The sequence below is a fragment of the Mesorhizobium sp. M2A.F.Ca.ET.039.01.1.1 genome (assembly GCF_003998035.1).
GTDB lineage: Bacteria > Pseudomonadota > Alphaproteobacteria > Rhizobiales > Rhizobiaceae > Mesorhizobium.
In genome coordinates this window covers 1-16,596 of the sequence record NZ_RZRY01000062.1, presented here as the reverse complement: position 1 = coordinate 16,596, position 16,596 = coordinate 1, and the positions used below count along the sequence as shown (strand labels likewise).

Annotated in this window: 15 protein-coding genes and 1 pseudogene; 4 read left to right on the top strand and 12 right to left on the bottom strand. The window is 65.0% G+C overall.

Going from position 1 to position 16,596, the window contains the following annotated elements; translation table 11 throughout:
* From EOA24_RS07895 to EOA24_RS07880, 4 genes are all read right to left on the bottom strand, one after another.
* Nucleotides 1-470 (bottom strand): ABC transporter substrate-binding protein (locus tag EOA24_RS07895; protein WP_189353878.1); only part of this gene is annotated, 470 nt, incomplete at its 3' end.
* Nucleotides 471-767: 297 nt separating this feature from the next.
* Complete coding sequence (locus tag EOA24_RS07890; RefSeq protein ID WP_127256593.1) at nucleotides 768-1,613, bottom strand: amidohydrolase family protein; 846 nt, start codon at nucleotides 1,611-1,613, stop codon at nucleotides 768-770.
* A gap of 5 nt (nucleotides 1,614-1,618) precedes the next feature.
* The gene (locus EOA24_RS07885) at nucleotides 1,619-2,605 is read right to left on the bottom strand and encodes an aldo/keto reductase (RefSeq protein ID WP_126078835.1); all 987 of its coding nucleotides are present in this window, start codon (nucleotides 2,603-2,605) and stop codon (nucleotides 1,619-1,621) included.
* A gap of 266 nt (nucleotides 2,606-2,871) precedes the next feature.
* Nucleotides 2,872-3,615 carry an FCD domain-containing protein gene (locus tag EOA24_RS07880; protein ID WP_126078836.1) on the bottom strand — a complete coding sequence of 248 codons (744 nt, stop codon included), beginning with the start codon at nucleotides 3,613-3,615 and terminating at the stop codon, nucleotides 2,872-2,874.
* Nucleotides 3,616-3,813: 198 nt separating this feature from the next.
* Here EOA24_RS07880 and EOA24_RS07875 point away from each other — a divergent pair.
* Nucleotides 3,814-4,737: pseudogene (locus tag EOA24_RS07875) on the top strand (NAD(P)-dependent oxidoreductase); the annotation flags it as partial.
* Between the two features lie 61 nt (nucleotides 4,738-4,798).
* Here EOA24_RS07875 and EOA24_RS07870 read toward each other — a convergent pair.
* Both EOA24_RS07870 and EOA24_RS07865 read right to left on the bottom strand, forming a co-directional pair.
* Nucleotides 4,799-5,584, bottom strand: coding sequence for a FadR/GntR family transcriptional regulator (locus EOA24_RS07870; protein WP_126078838.1), 786 nt, complete (start codon nucleotides 5,582-5,584; stop codon nucleotides 4,799-4,801).
* 3 nt (nucleotides 5,585-5,587) lie between these two features.
* Nucleotides 5,588-7,072 carry an FAD-binding oxidoreductase gene (locus EOA24_RS07865; protein WP_348633068.1) on the bottom strand — a complete coding sequence of 495 codons (1,485 nt, stop codon included), beginning with the start codon at nucleotides 7,070-7,072 and terminating at the stop codon, nucleotides 5,588-5,590.
* 119 nt (nucleotides 7,073-7,191) lie between these two features.
* Between EOA24_RS07865 and gloA the strand changes: the two genes are divergently transcribed.
* Nucleotides 7,192-7,605 carry a lactoylglutathione lyase gene (gloA, locus tag EOA24_RS07860; RefSeq protein ID WP_095080570.1) on the top strand — a complete coding sequence of 138 codons (414 nt, stop codon included), beginning with the start codon at nucleotides 7,192-7,194 and terminating at the stop codon, nucleotides 7,603-7,605.
* Between the two features lie 83 nt (nucleotides 7,606-7,688).
* Here gloA and EOA24_RS07855 read toward each other — a convergent pair whose 3' ends face one another.
* The 4 genes from EOA24_RS07855 to EOA24_RS07840 all read right to left on the bottom strand — a co-directional run bounded on the left by EOA24_RS07855 (nucleotide 7,689) and on the right by EOA24_RS07840 (nucleotide 12,400).
* Entirely contained in the window at nucleotides 7,689-8,657 is a 969-nt protein-coding gene (locus tag EOA24_RS07855; protein ID WP_126078840.1) for an ABC transporter permease, read from the bottom strand.
* 4 nt (nucleotides 8,658-8,661) lie between these two features.
* Nucleotides 8,662-10,164, bottom strand: coding sequence for a sugar ABC transporter ATP-binding protein (locus EOA24_RS07850; protein ID WP_127409710.1), 1,503 nt, complete (start codon nucleotides 10,162-10,164; stop codon nucleotides 8,662-8,664).
* A gap of 5 nt (nucleotides 10,165-10,169) precedes the next feature.
* Nucleotides 10,170-11,210, bottom strand: coding sequence for an ABC transporter permease (locus EOA24_RS07845; protein ID WP_245467196.1), 1,041 nt, complete (start codon nucleotides 11,208-11,210; stop codon nucleotides 10,170-10,172).
* 107 nt (nucleotides 11,211-11,317) lie between these two features.
* Entirely contained in the window at nucleotides 11,318-12,400 is a 1,083-nt protein-coding gene (locus tag EOA24_RS07840) for a sugar ABC transporter substrate-binding protein (protein ID WP_126078841.1), read from the bottom strand.
* A gap of 211 nt (nucleotides 12,401-12,611) precedes the next feature.
* Here EOA24_RS07840 and EOA24_RS07835 point away from each other — a divergent pair, with 211 nt between their 5' ends.
* Nucleotides 12,612-14,204 (top strand): GMC family oxidoreductase N-terminal domain-containing protein, encoded by a 1,593-nt coding sequence (locus EOA24_RS07835; protein ID WP_127409709.1) that lies wholly within the window; start codon nucleotides 12,612-12,614, stop codon nucleotides 14,202-14,204.
* Between the two features lies 1 nt (nucleotide 14,205).
* Here EOA24_RS07835 and EOA24_RS07830 read toward each other — a convergent pair whose 3' ends face one another.
* Nucleotides 14,206-15,033: an NAD(P)-dependent oxidoreductase gene (locus EOA24_RS07830; RefSeq protein WP_126078843.1), complete on the bottom strand. Its 828-nt coding sequence runs from the start codon at nucleotides 15,031-15,033 to the stop codon at nucleotides 14,206-14,208.
* A gap of 113 nt (nucleotides 15,034-15,146) precedes the next feature.
* Between EOA24_RS07830 and EOA24_RS07825 the strand changes: the two genes are divergently transcribed.
* A complete protein-coding gene (locus EOA24_RS07825) occupies nucleotides 15,147-15,920 on the top strand; it encodes a FadR/GntR family transcriptional regulator (protein WP_126078844.1) in 774 nt (257 codons plus the stop codon).
* A 17-nt stretch (nucleotides 15,921-15,937) separates the two neighbouring features.
* Here the strand turns inward: EOA24_RS07825 and EOA24_RS07820 are convergent.
* A partial coding sequence (locus EOA24_RS07820; RefSeq protein WP_127409708.1) for a 5-dehydro-4-deoxyglucarate dehydratase occupies nucleotides 15,938-16,596 on the bottom strand: 659 nt, incomplete at its 5' end.

Here is a 16,596-nt window from a genome sequence, read left to right as displayed (position 1 = left end):
TCTCCGTGTCGATGGCCAAGATCACCGGCCCGGCCAAGGTCCTGCAGTTTTCCGGCCACAGCTCGCCCGGCGACGGCCTTGTCGTCGAGCACGGCGCCGAGCGAGCTGTTGCCGGAAAACTGCAGGACCTTGGCCGGGCCGGTGATCTTGGCCATCGACACGGAGAAGTCATGCGTCTCGGTGCCCCAGATCGCCTTGACGCCGATGTCGTTGACCAGCTCGCGCGCGGACGCGATGGTGACGTTCACATCCGTCCGGTTGTCGCGGATATAGAGTTTGATCTTGTAGGTCTTGTCGCCGACCTTGATGCCGCCGGCGTCGTTGATCTGCTGCGCCGCCAGGTTGGCGGCGCCGACGATGGTGTTGCCGGCCGAAACGAACGAGCCCGACTGCGCGGCGATGACGCCGATGGGCAGTTCCTCGTCGGCACGTGCCGTCTGCAAAGCCATGGCGAGCCCAGCGGCTGCCATGGCCAATCCAAGTCCTAGCTGTCTCATGCATGTTCCTCCCGTTACATGGCCAACTTGTCATACAACCCTATTACCATGTAACACGGCTGTCAACTTGACTCCGGCCTGACGGCGATCGAACAGGTGGCGTCGTGTCACCCCTTTCGTTCGTCTGTTTCCGATCTAAGCTTGGGTTGGGAAGTTCATCGTGCGAGGCGCCGGACAAGGATGCCCAACGCAGAGACATGCGCCGCGGTCATTGTGATGATGAAAGTGGCCCGGCAACGCCAAGGCGGAGGGCGCAGAGCCTTGCCACAGTCACAGCGACAAGCGGTACGCCTCAATGGCGGAAGCGCCAAAAATTTGCGACCGTTCTTCTTCCGTCAACCCGGAGAGGCAATCGCCGAGGGCGTGCTTGACCGACTGATAGTCGGCGGCGACCAGGCAGACCGGCCAGTCCGAGCCGAACAGGCATCGCGACGGCCCGAAGATCGAAAGCACCGCGTCGACATAGGGCTGCAGGTCCTGGCTTTTCCAATGCCGCCAGTCGGCCTCCGTGACCATCCCGGACAGCTTGCACCAGACGTGGTCGCGATGCGCCTTGAAACCTTGCATCAATCCGGCCCATGGCTCCATGGCGTGCTGCGCAATGCGCGGCTTTGCGATGTGGTCGACCACGAAACGCAAATTGGGATGCCGTTCCACCGTCTCCAGGGCCGCGGGGATTTGCGGCTCCTTCAACAGCAGGTCATAGGCGAGGTTCGCTTCGGCGACCGCAGCCAGCCCGCGCTGGACGTCCGCGCGCAGCAGCCAGTTCGGATCCGCCTCGTTATGGACGAGGTGACGGATACCGGCCAGATAGCGGCCATCCGGCCGCGCCTTCAGCTCGGACAAGGTGGCCGCCACCTCGGGGTCGGTGAGGTCGACCCATCCGACGACGCCGGCGACGAAGTCGGTCCGGCTCGCGGTCTCCAGGAACACAAGCGTCTCGTTGAGCGAATGCCAAGTCTGGACAAGGATGGTTTTGTCCACGCCGGCCGCGGCGAGCGCCGGCATGAGGTCGTCGGGGGAGAACACCCGGCGTATGGAAGCGTAATCCTCCGTCATCCAGCCGCAGGAGCCATCCGCCGGATCCCAGAAATGCTGATGGCCGTCGATCACCATGGCGGTCACCAGCGCTGGTGCACAGCGGCCTTGATGCGCCGCTCATAGATGTCGGCGATGCGCTCCATCACTTGCGGCGACAGCGCCGGCAGGTCGGACGCGGCGGCGTTTTCCTGCGCCTGCCGGACGGACTTGGCGCCCGGAATGGTCACCGTCACCGCCGGGTTCATCAGTATCCAGCGCAGCGCCCATTGCGCCATTGTCGCGCCTGGCGGCAGCAGCGGCCGCAATTCCTCGACCGCCTGCAGGCCTTCCTGATAGTTCACGCCGGAGAATGTCTCGCCGACGTCGAAGGCCTCGCCCTGCCGGTTGTAGTTGCGGTGGTCCTTGGCACTGAAACTGGAATCGCTCTTGAACTTGCCGGACAAGAGCCCGCTGGCCAGCGGCACCCTGACGATGATGGCGACATCCTTCTGGCGCGCCATGTCGAAGAACAGCTCCGCGGGTCGCTGCCGGAACATGTTGTAGATGATCTGGACGCTGACGACGCCTGGATATTGCAGCGCCTTGATGCCTTCCTCGACCTTCTCGACGCTGACGCCGTAGTGACGGATCTTGCCCTCCTCGACCAGCCTGTCCAGCGCCTCGAACGTCTCGGGCTGGTAGAAGACCTCCGTCATCGGACAGTGGAGCTGGACCAGGTCGAGCACGTCGACCTCGAGATAGCGCAGGCTGCGCTCGACGAAGCTGGTCAGGTTCTGGCGATTGTAGCCGGAAGCGACATGCGGGTTTAGCCGCTTGCCGGCTTTGGTGGCGACCATCGGCCTCGCGCCGCCCCGCCCCTTCAGCGTCTTCGCGATCAGTTTTTCCGCCCGGCCGTCGCCATAGACATCGGCCGTGTCGATCATCGTCACGCCTGAATCGAGCGCCGCATTCAGCGCCGCGATGCCGTCCTTCTCCTCGACGTCACCCCAGTCGGCGCCGATCGCCCAACTGCCGAAGCCGATTTCCGACACTTGCCAGCCGGTGCGGCCAAATCGCCTTTGATGCATGGAAACTCACTCCTCAAAGCCAACGTCGTCTTGACGGGTCGTGCCCGCAGGAATATCAGACCGGATAGTTGTATGACAACCCTGTAAGCATGCAAAAGGTGATGGCAAAAAGCGGCGGCCTTGAATCTACCGGCAAGCTGGAGGGCAACAGCAGGTTCCTGGCATTGGCGCGTGTCGGCGATCGATGCCAACCCGACCTGGACCGTCAAGCCGCCGCCGCCGCTGATCGATACAAGCCACGAACCGGTCGAGCGGCCTTGCCCGATTTACTTCCCGGCACTGTCGCGGAGCTGCTCGAAGCGCTTGTAGGAACGGGTCAAGTGCAGCCGCATCGCGCGCTGCGCCGCCTTGGCGTCGCGTGCTGCGATGGCATCATGGATCGCCCGGTGCTCGCGCCGCGTCCGCTCGAAATGCCGTTCGCGCTCGGCGGGCTCCATCCGGTCGAATTGCGTCCACTGCCGCGGGATCATCGCGGTGCCGAACGTGTCGAAGAGCCGGCTGAAGTAGGCGTTGTGCGAGGCGAGCGAAATCGCCCGATGGAAAGCCGCATCCTCGGTCGCAGCAAGACCCGTCTCGGCGATCGCCCGGTCGATGGCGCCAAGCTGCTTGGCCATGAGCGCAAGGTCCTTGGCGGTGCGGCGCGTGGCCGCCAGCGCCGCCGCTTCGGCTTCGACGCCCATGCGGAGCTCGAGCACCGCCAGGATCTCGTCGATCGATTCGACATCCGTCGGCACGATGGAAAAGGTTTTCGGCGGCGGCTCCTGGGCCACAAAGGCGCCAAGGCCCTGCCGTGTCGTGATCAGCCCTCGTGCGCGGAGCGAAGCCAGCGCCTCGCGAACCACCGTCCGGCTGACGCCCGTCGCGTTGACAATCTCCTGCTCGGTGGGAAGCCGCTGTCCCGGCGCAAGATCGCCGGCCTCGATCTGCGCGGCAAACTTGTCGACCAGCTCGCCCCTGAGGTTGGGGGACTGGCGAATGGCGCCGAACATTGCTCCCTCGCGATCCGTCATTGGAAAACCGGCCCGTTAAATCGATTCTTGCGCCAAGGATCGCACCGCTTGGTTGCAACGGCAATCTCTCGTTTCCAACGCATGTCGCCCAGAATTGCGCGCGGTTCTGGGAGAACGACATGCGTCAAGCAAAGATGCATGTCGCCCAAGTGAACAGCGGTTCTAGGACAACGGCATGCATCAGGACAGCAACCCCAACAGCAAGGGAAGACCAACATGAAGCGGCAAATCGGCTTTATTGGACTTGGCGCGATGGGCTCGGGCATGGCGGCCAACCTTCTGGCCAAGGCTTGGCCGCTGACGGTCTGGGCGCACCGCAACCAGGAGGCGGCGCTGAAGCTGGTCGGCGCCGGTGCCCGCCAGGCGGCCACACCGCGTGCGCTCGCCGAAGGCTGCGACATCGTTCTCCTCTGCGTCACCGGCTCGCCGCAAGTGGAAGCGGTCGTGAAGGGACCGGAGGGGCTTGCGGCTGCCGGCAAACCACTGCTGATCGTCGACTGCTCGACCTCCAACCCGTCCTCGACGATCGCGCTCGCTGCCGAGCTTGCTGCTCAGGGCGTGACGCTGATCGACGCGCCTCTGGCGCGCACGCCCAAGGAAGCTGCCGAAGGCAAGCTCGACGTCATGGTCGGCGGCGCGGCGGAAGCGGTCGCCCGCGCGCGGCCTGTCCTCGAAGCCTTCGCCGCTCGCGTCGTCCACACAGGCCCGACCGGCAGCGGCCACACTATGAAGCTGCTCAACAATTTCGTCTCGATGGGCTATTCCGCGATTTATTCCGAGGCGCTGACGCTCGGCGCCAAGGCCGGGCTGACGCCACAGGTCTTCAACAGCGTCATCTCTGGCAGCCGCATGGATTGCGGCTTCTACCAGGCCTTCTTCGACTTCGTACTGAACCGCAACGAAAACGCCCAGCGCTTTGCCATCGCCAATGCGCTGAAGGACATGACCTACCTCGCCTCCTTCGCCCAGGCCGCCGGCATCGCCAACCCGGTCGGCGCCGTGGTCCGCAACGGTTTTGCCACGGCGGTGGCCGCGGGGCACGGGGAAAAATTCGTGCCGGCGCTGTCGGATATCGTCGCGGGGTTGAACGGGGTGTCGCTGGTTGAGCCGGCGGCTGAGTGAAATCGCACAGGGCGCTCCTCTCCGTTTTGGCTGCCGCTGACCGAGCGGGCTGAGCCGCTGCCTACCCCGCCGCCTGCCCGCGCACAGCCTTCCGCAGCCGCGAATGCCGCGCCGTCGACGCTGGCTTCGCCGAGGCCTCGCCTCCCGGCAGTCCTACGCGAGAAGCCGCACCTGCTAGATGCCGCGTCATGGCGGAGCTCGCGCCCTTCGCGTCGCCGGCCTTGATCGCCGCCAGGATGCGCTCGTGCTCGCCCAGTGTCGTGCGCGCCATGTCGTCGGATTTCTGCTGGTTGCCGGCGGCCAGGATGCTCTCGCGCACCCGTTCCGAGACGAAGACGAGGAACTGGCCCATATAGGGGTTCTGGGTCGCCTCGGCGACGGCGCGGTGGAAACCGAGGTCGTTCTTCAGCCAGGCGACGCTGCCATAGGGAGCCGTGCGCATCCCGTCGAGTGCCTGTTCCATCGCCACGATATCGGCATCGGAGCGGCGGGTCGCGGCCAGTGCGGCGATCTGCACTTCCAGCATGCCGCGCAGTTCGAACAGGTTGCGGAAGGAATCCGCCCGCTGCAAGGTTTCATAGTCGATCGTCAGCACCGTCGCGTTGGTAGCGTCGGCAACGAAGGCGCCCCTGCCCTGCTGCGACCAGATGCGGCCTTCGGAGCGCAGCCTTGCGATCGCTTCGCGCACCACGTTGCGGCTGACCCCGAACGTGGTCGCCAGCGCCTGTTCGGTCGGAAGCTGATCGCCGGGCTTCAGCCGCCCCTGCGCGATCTCGCGCGAGATGGAACTCGCCACGAGCGTGGAGAGGTGCGGACCGCGATTGACCTTGTCGAGCTTCAGCGTCATCGCTCACCTATAGTCGAGCGCGGATGCGGACGCCAGAATGCGGCCGTTGCTCAATATATGGCGCGGATCAATCGCATCCTTGATGCCTGCCGCAAGATCGAGCGCCACCGGATCGACGCGGTCGAGGAAGGCCCGCTGCTTGACCCGGCCGATGCCGTGCTCGGCGCTGATCGAGCCGCCATAGCGGTCGACGACGGCGAAAATCTCCGCTTCCGCCTCCTCGAACAGATGCTCGATCGCCTCGGCCGCCATGCCCTCCGGCGGCACGACGTTGAGATGGATGTTGCCGTCGCCGACATGGCCGTAGGTGACGGGCAGCGCGTCGGGTCTCGCCCGCCCCAATTCGAACAGTGCATCGGTGACGAAATCGGCAAGCTTCGAGATCGGCACGGAGACGTCGGTGCGCAGATAGCGGCCGCCGCGCCCCTGCCGCTCGACCATGATCTCGCGGTAGAGCCACAGGCGCTCACCCTGCGCCCGGGTCGATGCCACGATTCCGTCCTCGACGAGATCCTCGACGCCCGCGAGAAAACTCAACAGCATATCCTTGAGGTCGATCAGTCCTCCGGACGAAACCTCGATCAGCACATAGGCGGGGTAAGGCTTGCCGAGCGGCTCGTGGAAATCCTTGCCCTCGCGCATGGTGATCTCGATGCCGCCGCGCAGGATCAGCTCGAAGGCGGTGAGCAGGTCGCTGCAGCCGCGCCGCGCCCGCGCATAGAGCGCCATCGCGTCCTCGACCGAACGCAGGCCGACGAGCGCCGTTTCGATCTGCGTCGGCCTGGGGAAGAGCTTCAGCGCAGCGGCGGTGACGATGCCGAGCGTGCCTTCCGAACCGATGAAGACCTGCTTCAGATCATAGCCGCGGTTGTCCTTGCGCAGGACCTTCAGTCCGTTCCAGATCCGGCCGTCGGCCAGCACAACTTCGAGGCCGAGCACAAGGTCGCGTGTCATGCCGTAACGCAGCACGTTGAAGCCGCCGGCATTGGTGGCGACATTGCCGCCGATGCGGCAGCTGCCCTGCGCACCGAAGGTGATCGGCAGGATGCAGTCGCTCTCCTCGGCCGCGCGCTTGGCATCCTCGAGGATGCAGCCGGCTTCGACCACCATCGCGAAGTCGATCGGGCTGATCGAGCGGATCCTGTTCATGCGCTCCAACGAGACGACGACCTCGTTGCCGTCAGCCGCCACCGCCGCTCCGACAAGGCCGGTCAGCCCGCCCTGTGGCACGACGGGGATCCTCTCGGCATGGCAGCGCCTCATCAGCGCCGACATCTCTTCCACCGAGCTGGGCCGCGCCACCGCCAGCGGGCGGCCGAAATGGTCGCCCGACCAGTCGCGGCTGTAGCGGACAAGGTCCTCTGCCTCGGTCAGTAACCCGCCATCTGACAGCACGCCGGTGAGGGCGGCGATCAGAGATGCGGAATTGGGCGGCACGGCATTCATGAACTGAACCTGGACCCTTCCGGAAAACGACTGGACAACCACCAATCTTGTCGTGTTATCATACAACCCTGATTTAGAACATCAAGCGACGCCATGCTTCCCGAAGCCGTTTGATGTGGATGGTCAGACCGGCAAATCACTGAATTCGGAGGACTTTCCCAATGAGCGACGCCCCCGGCTTTCGCTATATGCACACCATGATCAGGGTGCTCGACCTCGACAAGTCGATCGCCTTCTACACCGAAGTGCTCGGCATGACCTTGCTGCGCCGCGAGGATTATCCCGGCGGCAAGTTCACCAATGCCTTTGTCGGCTACGGGCCGGAGGACAAGGAAGCGGTCGTCGAGCTGACTTTGAACTGGGGCCGCGAGGAACCCTATGAGATAGGCACCGGCTTCGGCCATCTGGCACTCGGCGTCAACGACATCTACGCCGTTTGCGCCGAGCTGGAAAAGCGCGGCGCCAAGATCCCGCGCAAGCCCGGACCGATGCAGCACGGCACCACCCACATCGCCTTCGTCGAGGACCCGGACGGCTACAAGATCGAGCTGATCGGTCTGGACACTATGCAGTAAATTCAGCCCGGACTGCACCGGCCTCGCGCCGATGCGGTCCCCCTGCGTCCGCGCTTGCTTGGGAGGCGGTGCGGATCGGTCCGTCACTTGATGACCGCTATCTTGCTGCGGTCGATGGTGATTGCGACGGCGGCGATCAGCACCGCGCCGAACACCATGTTCTCCAGGAAGATATTGACGCCGACGAAGGTCATGCCGATGCGCACGATCGAGATGATCAGCGCGCCGACCGCGGTGCGCGCGACGCCACCCAGCCCGCCGGTGATCGCAGTGCCACCGACAATGACGGCCGCGATGGCCGGCAGCAGGAGCTGGTTGGCGAGCACCGGCGAACCGCTCGACAGCCTGGCCGCCAGCACGACGCCGGCGATGGCCGCCAGCATCCCCGATGCGGCAAAGGCGATGATCTTGGTGCGGTCTACATTGATGCCCGCCGCCCAGGCCGCCGGTTCGCCGGCGCCGACCGCGATCGCCTGACGGCCGAAGCGCGTATAGCGCAGCACCAGGAAACTGACGATGCCGATCAGCGCCGAAATCAGCACCACCATCGGCAGGCCAAAAATCGTGGCGTTGATCCAGGCGGTCTTTTCGCGGCCCGCTTCCTCGATGGTGATGGCGCGGCCGTTAGAAACCCAGAGCGCCAGGCCCGTGACCACGCCGCCGGTGGCCAAAGTCGCGACGAAGGACGGCACGCGTAGCTTGACATGCACGATGCCGCTCAGCAGCCCAAAGGCGAGGCCGGACAGGATCGCCACCGGAAAGGCGGCGAAGCCGAGCGTAGGCAAGAGCTGCGCCAGCATCACGCTTGCCAGCGAGGCGACCGCCTGGATCGACAGGTCAATGCCGCCGAGCAGGATCGCGAAGGTGACGCCGGTGGCCAGGATGAACAGCACGGCGGTGTTGGCGAAGAGCAGCGCCAGCGTCTCGCCGGTCAGGAAGCCGGGCGCGGCGATCTCGATGATCAGCAGCAAGGCGACGAGCAGGACCAGCGGTATGGCGCCCTGCGTCCACTTGCCCTCGAACACCTGCCTGATGGAAAAACCCTCGTTCATCGGCTCACACCATCGCTCGCAAGAGGTCTACCTGCTTGGGCTTGTTGCCCGGGCTGGCGTCGAAGCGCGCCGTGATCTCGCCGTCGCGCATCACCAGCACCTGGTGCGACAAGCCGATCGTCTCTTCCAGCGTATCGGAGATCAGAAGGATCGCCACGCCCTCCTCAGAGAGATCGCGCACCAGCTCGTAGACCTCTTCCTTGGCGCCGACATCAAGCCCACGCGTCGGATGGTCGAGCACCAGGATGCGCGAGCCGGCCGTCATCCAGCGCGCCAGCACCACCTTCTGCTGGTTGCCGCCGCTGAGCTTGCGGCAGGCGGCGTCCGGTCCGGGCGCCTTGATGCTGAGCCGCTTGATCCAGTCGGCGGCAAGCCGCCGCTCCTTGCCGTAGTCGATGGCGCCGTTGCGCATGACGCTCGAGAGATCCGCCAGCGAAATGTTCTCGGCGATCGACAGGAACATCACCAGCCCTTCCAGCCTGCGCTCGCGCGGCACATAGCCGATACCCCTGCGCACCGCCGGTTCCGGCGAGCCGAAGCGCACCGGCTCGCCGGCGATCTTCATCTCGCCGGCGTCATGCGGCAGGAATCCGCCGATGGTGCGGGTCACCTCTTCACGGCCGGAACCGACGACGCCGGCGATGCCCACGATCTCGCCGGCGCGGATCGAAAGATCGACCCCGTGATAGAAGCCGTTAGCGCCCAGCCCCTTGGCCTCGACCATGATCTTGTCGCCCGGCGGCTGTTGGCGCGCCTCGCGGTAATATTCGGCCTGCAGCCCGCGCCCCACCATGATCTCGTGCAGCTCCGGCGCGGTGACTTGCGTGGCGCGGTGCTCGGCCACGACCGCGCCGTCCTTCATCGTGTAGACGCGGTCGGAAATCGACAGCACCTCGTCGAGCCGGTGCGAAACAAAGACGAAGCTGGCGCGGGACTTCAGCGAGCGCACCCGCGCGAACAGAATCTCGATATCGGCGGCGTTGAGCACCGAGGTCGGCTCGTCGAGCAGGATGAGCAATGGACGCTCGACCATCTCCTCCAGCGTAAGCGCCTTGGCGAGCTCGACCATCTGGCGCGCTGCGAAGGTCAGCTCGGAGGTGCGCGCGGTGACGTCGATGTCGACGCCGATCTTGGCGAGCTGCCGTCGCGCCGCCGCGTTCATGGCACGCCAGTTGACGAGGCCGAAGCGGGTGAAACCGTCTTCTTCCCCCAGATAGATGTTTTCGGCGACAGTGAGGTTGAGCACCAGCGACTGTTCCTGGAACACCATGCCGATGCCGTGCCTGGCCGCGTCGCGGGCATTGCGCAGCTTTAGCGGCTCCCCATCCAGCGTAAGTGAGCCGCCATCCGGCCGGTAGCCGCCGGCCAGCAGCCGCATCAGCGTCGACTTGCCGGCGCCGTTCTCGCCGATCAGCCCCACCACTTCGTTTGGCCGCACCTCTATGGAGACGTCGCGTAACGCCTGGACGCCGGGGAAATTCTTGATGATGTTCGACGCCTGCAGCATGGCGGTCACTTCACGATCTTGAGCCGAACGCGGTCGAGCGACAGCGCCACGGCGGCGATGATCATCAGGCCCTGCACCGTCTGCTGGATATAGGGCGAGATGCCGAGCAGGATCATGCCGTTGGCCAAAACGGTGACGATCAGCACGCCGATCAGCGTATTGACGACGCCACCCTCGCCGCCGGTCAGCGCCGTGCCGCCGACGACCACGGCCGTGACCGCGGCAAACAGCCTGCCGTCGCCGATGACGGCATGCGACTGGCCGAGCTGGGCCGCGGCGAGCACGCCTGCAATGCCGAAGAAGAAACCCGCCAGCGCGAAGGCCGCGATGCGCACGCGCGTGACGTTGACGCCAGAGAGCTTGGTCACGTCCTCGTCGCCGCCGATGGCCAATATGTGGCGGCCGAGCCTTGTGTAATATTGGATAATGGCGGCAAGGGCGAACGCGCCGATGGCGACCCAAACCGCCAGCGGCAGTCCGAGGAAACGATGCAAGGCGAGGTCGCGGATCGAAGCGTCATTGAGGCGGATGGCCGAGCCGCCCAGCATGTAGACCGACAGGCCGAGCCCGATGAACCACATGCCGAGCGTCGCCATGAAGGATGGGATGCGCAGCATCGTCTGCACGAGGCCGCTGATCAGCCCCATGATCGTGCCCGCGGCGACCGCCGCCAGCACCGCCCACCAGCCATAATCGTTGCCGTTGCTGTCATTGGCGGCCAGTAGCACCACCACCATCGCCGCCACCGACAGCGTGCCCTCGACCGAAAGGTCGATGCTGCCCATCAGGATGATGAAGGTCAGCCCCATCGCCAGTGTCAGCGGCACGGCGGCGGAGTTCGCCAGTCGCACCAGATTGCGCAGCTCGATGAAATTGGGATTGGCGATGGTGATCAGAATGCACAGCACGACCAGCACCGCCAGCGGCGCGAGCCTGCGCCAGCGCCTGCCGCCGAGCATGCTGGCGATGCGGCCGGGGAGGAATGTCATAAGCGTCGTCCGCTCGATGTCCGAAACGGACTTCAGGGGTTCTGTCTGGATTGTCAAGAAACCGCTTCCCGTCTGCTGGTGACAGGCGTCGTGGCCACGGGCGCAAGACGCCGGCAAAAAGGGAGCGGGCCGCTGCCAGGGAGAAGCCGGCCCGCCCCAACGGGTCAGGCGCGGATCGCTCCGGTCACCCGGCCCCACAGATCGTTCCAGTCAATCTCGGGCTTCGACTCGACATTGGTCTTGTAATATTCCTCGACATTGTCGTGCGAGATCAGCACCGCCTTGCCGTAGAATTCGCGGTGCTCCGGCGGCTCCTTGGCCGGATCGAACTTGCCGATCTTGGCGTTGTAGCCGATCGCAAGCCCCATGCCGCCCTGCCAGAACGGATCCGAGGTGACCGTGCAGGCGAACTCGCCTGTGCGCACCGCGTCAACTGCCGTCTTGATGCCGTCGACGCCGACGATCGGCACCTTGCCGGCGAGGTTCTCGGCGCGCAGCGCTTCGAGCGCGCCGGAGCCCATGTCGTCATTGGCGGCCCAGATGCCCTTGATGTCGTCGCCGAAGCGGGTCAGCAGATTGCCCATCAGGTCGAAGGCCTCGGTCGATTTCCAGTTTGCGACCTGGAAGTCGAGCAGCTTGATGTCGGGATTGGCGGCAAGCGCCGCATCGAGGCCCTTCTTGCGCTCGATCGCGGCCGTGGTCGAGATCAGGCCGCCGAGCGCGACGATGCCGCCCTTGCCGCCCATCGTCTTGAACAGGATCTCGGCGATGGTCTTGCCGCTGGCGATGCCGTCGAACTCGATATGCGAGACATAGTTCGGGTTGAAGTCTTTTGGATGCAGGTCCGCCGGCTTGTTCCACTGCGTCACCACATAGGCGCCGGCCTTGGCGCAGGCTTCGACGATGGGGCGCGCGTCAGGCGTGTCGTTGGGGTCGGAATTGAGCACCATGTTGCCGTTGGTCTTGGCCAGCATCGCCTTGATGTCGGCGATGCCCTTCTCGCTGTTGCCTTCCGAAACCAGCGTGACATGCTCCAGCCCGGCCCATTTGGCATAGGCCTCGGCGCCGGTCTTCCACACCGCGTGATAGGGATTGGACAACGAGCGGATCGACGTCACCAGCGTCGGCTTGTCGGCCGCGCGCAATATGTTCGGCATCGCCAGCGTCACCGCGCCGGCGGCGGCGCCCACCATCAGCGTCCGGCGGCTGACCCTGCCGGAAAAAACAAGACCATTGCTGTCCTTCATTTCGAACCTCCCGATTGAATTTGTTTCCCGCCCGGCGCTTGCGCAGGAAGCGCGGCCGGGTCCTCCAGCGAGGGTCGTCGATCTCCTCTACTTGTATGACAACCCTTCAACACGGCAACCATACTCTTTCTCTTGACGCGGCACAAGCGACTTGAGATCGTCCCGCGCACGAAGAGCGAGGCATTGACTTCGCCTCGGCAAGGGAGCGAGAATGGCGGATTATATCATCGTTGGCGGCGGCTCGGCCGGCTGCGTTCTTGCCGCCAGGCTGAGCGAGGACCCCGACCTGTCGGTGGTTCTGCTCGAGGCCGGTCCGCCCGACACGGACCGCTACATCCATATGCCGGTCGGCTTCTTCAAGATGACGTCGGGACCGCTGATCTGGGGCTATGACACCGCGCCCGGCAAGGAGATCGACGGCCGCGTCATGGTCTATCCGCAGGCACGCGTGCTGGGCGGCGGCTCCTCGATCAACGCTCAGGTGTTCACGCGGGGCTGCCCGCAGGACTATGACGACTGGGCGACTGACTTCGGCTGCGCGGGATGGAGCTACGCCGATGTGCTGCCCTACTTCGTCCGGTCCGAGGGCAACGACACCTTTGCCGGTCCGCAGCACGGCATCGAGGGTCCGCTGGGGGTTTCCAGCGGGGCGCCGCACCCGCTGACTCGGATCTTCGTCAAGGCGGCGCAGCAGGCCGGCCTGCCCTTCCGCGCCGACTTCAATGCCGGCGAGCAGGAAGGCGCCGGCTTCTACCAGACCACGACGCGCAACGGCAAACGCTCGAGCACCGCGGTCACCTATCTCAAGCCCGCGATCGGCCGCAGGAATCTGACGCTGCGCACCGACGCCACGGTCAGCCGCGTCGTCGTCGAGAACGGACGCGCCATTGGCGTCGAGATCGTCGCCAACGGTCGCACCGAGCTCATGCGCGCCGAGCGCGAGGTGATCGTCACCGCCGGCGCCATAGGCTCGCCGAAACTCCTGATGCTGTCCGGCATCGGCCCGGCCGCGCATCTCGGCCAGCATGGCATCAAGGTGGTGCATGACCTCGCCGGCGTCGGCCAGAACCTGCACGACCACATGGACGTCGACGTCGTCGCCGAACTCAACGGGCCGCACAGCATCGACCGCTACAAGAAGAAGCGCTGGCAGGCCGTTGCCGGTCTCGAATACGCGCTGTTCGGCAAGGGACCGGTGGCTTCCAACATCGTCGAGGCCGGCGGTTTCTGGTGGGGTGACCGCTCCGAGGAGACGCCGGACATCCAGTTCCATTTCCTGCTCGGCGCCGGCGTCGAGGAAGGCATCGGCTCGGTCCCCGGCGGCAATGGCTGCACGCTGAATTCTTACCATGTGCGGCCGCGTTCGCGCGGCAGCGTCACGCTGCGCTCGGCGGATTTGCGCGATGCGCCGGTCATCGATCCCAATCCCTTTGCCGAGCGCTACGACCTCGAGCGCGCCATCGACGGCATCGAGATCAGCCGCGAGATTCTCTCTCAGCCGGCCTTCGCCAAATACATCAGCCGCGAGTATCTGCCTGGAGCGGCCACGCAAGGACGCGCGGCGCTCGAAGCCTTTGCCCGTGAGCATGGGCGCAGCGCCTACCATCCGGTCGGCACCTGCCGCATGGGCGGCGATGCCGAGAGCGTCGTCGATCCCGAGCTTCGTGTGCGCGGTCTTGCCGGCCTGCGCGTCTGCGACAGCTCTGTGATACCGCGCATCGTCTCTTCCAACACCAACGCAGCGGTGATCATGATCGCCGAGAAGGCGGCGGATATGACCATCGGCAAGACACCAGCGGCATAGCTCACTCGTCCTCGAACATCTCGCGTGGCGGAAAATCCGCGCGGCTGTAGTCGACGACGATGAACTTGCCGCCCTGGTAGCGCTCGACCACCGGGTTGTCGGTCACGTTGCCGCGCACACGCTCGGCCTGGCCGTCGGAACTGTCCTGCGGCGTCCAGCCGAGCTTAAGCCTTGCATCCTTTCGCCAGAAGCCGCGGCTATTGTTGGACTGGCCCCAGATGACCGAGCAATCGACGCGCTCCGCCGCAGCACAGCGCTCGATCAGGCGCACGAAGTCGTCATGCGAGATCCAGGTCGAGAGGATCCGCTCGTCGGGCACTTCCGGCAGCACGGAACCGATTCGGATCAGCACGCTTTCGACGGCATGCTTGTCGAAATAGAGCCGCGCCAGCATCTCGCCATAGGCTTTCGAAAGGCCGTAGTAGCCGTCGGGCCGCAAGAGGCAATCCTGGTCGAGGATCTGCGTGCGTTCGTAGAGGCCGACCGCATGAACGGAGGACGGAAACACGACGCGCGCTTTCTCCCGGCGCGCCACTTCGTAGACATGATAGGCGCCCCGGAAATTCGGGCCGAGCACGGTCTCGAAGGATTGCTCGGTGGAGATGCCGCCGAAATGCAGGATCAGCCCACAGCCCTTGGCCAGTTCGTTCACCGCCTTCTGGTCCTCGAGATCGGCTGTCCTGAAACTCGCTCTGTCCGGCAGCGGGATCGGCAAGGGCGCGATATCGGTTAGCCGCAAGGTCCAGCCCATGGCTGCCAATCTCGTTGAAAGCAGCCGCCCGATCGTGCCGGAAGCTCCGGTCAACAACACAGGTTTGGTAGGAACCATCAGCCCCTCCCCTTTCTTGGCCGCCGCCCGGGTGTTAGTTCGCGCCAGCTAAGGCGAGCAAAGATCGCCTGCGGCACGACCGGTGCAAATATCATCATATCACCAGACAAATTATGGCTTGCCTACAAACGCGGTTCGGTTATTGCTTTAAGACGATGAGACGTTCCTTTGGCCTTCCCCCGCAGATCAGTCGCACGGCCCAGGTTGCCGACTGGTTTGCGCGAGAAATACGTGCCGGTCACTTGACCAGCGGCGAAAAACTGCCGACGGAGCAGGAGCTTATCGCGCAATTCGGCGTCAGCCGCACGGTAATCCGGGAAGCCATGGCCTCGCTGCGCTCGGAAGGGCTTGTTGTCAGCCGCCAGGGGGCGGGCGTGTTCGTCGCGGATCATCAGGCCGCCACCACCTTCCGCATCATCTCCGACGAGCTCACCTCGCTGACCGAAGTCCAGAACGTGCTGCAGCTTCGGCTTGCGGTGGAGCAGGAAGCCGCCGGCATCGCCGCCGAGAAACGCAGTGACGACGACCTTGCCCGCATGCGCAACTGCCTCGATGCTATCGACGCTTCGATCGCGGCCGGCGAGAGCGCCATCGAGCCGGATTTCGCCTTCCACCGGGCGATCGCATCCGCAACCGGCAACCCCTATTTCGAACGCTTCATGCATTTCCTCGGACCCGTCATCATTCCGCGCCAGCTGATGCGCCCGCGCGACGAAACGCCTGAGCAGCGGCGGCTGTATCTGGAGCAGGTCCAGACGGAGCACCGCCGCATCTACCAGGCGATCGAGCGGCAGAATGTCGAAGCCGCCCGCTTCACCTTGCGCGAGCATCTGGAAGCTGGCCGCGAGCGCTATCGCCGCATGGTCGACGGTCCGGCAAGGCGGTAACACAGGATCCATGGGACCTAAGCCATCTCGGCCACCGGCATCTTGCAGACCTGCATAAGGGCGGCGAGCTGGCGTTCCTCATCCGCTGTCAGGTCGAGCAGCGGCGAGCGGACCGGTCCGCAGTCGATGCCGGCAATGCGCGCGCCCGCCTTGACGATCGACACGGCATAACCGGCGCGCCGGTTGCGGATGGCGAGATAGGGCAGAAAGAACGAGCGGATGAGATCGTCGACCTCGGCCTTGTGGCCTGCCCGCAAGGCGTTGAAGAAACGCAGCGCGACCTCGGGCGCGAAATTGTAGATGGCCGAGGAATAGGTTGTCATGCCGATCGCCGCCGCCGCGCTGGCATGGACCTCGGCCGTCGGCATGCCGCCGATAAAGACCAGCCGGTCGCCCATGCGATAGCGCGTGGCGGTGAGCAGCTCGATGTCGCCGAAGCCGTCCTTGAAGCCGATCAAGTTAGGGCAATCCTGCGCCACGCGCTCGAGCGTCTCGGGCGTCAGAATGGCATTGTCGCGGTTGTAGGCGATCACGCCGATGCCGACCGCGCGGCAGATGGCGGTGAGATGGCGGCGCAGGCCCTCCTGCTCGGACTTGACCAGATAAGGCGGCAGCACCAGCAGGCCATCGGCGCCATTGGCCTCGGCCGCCTTGGCGAACTCCACCGCCATATGCG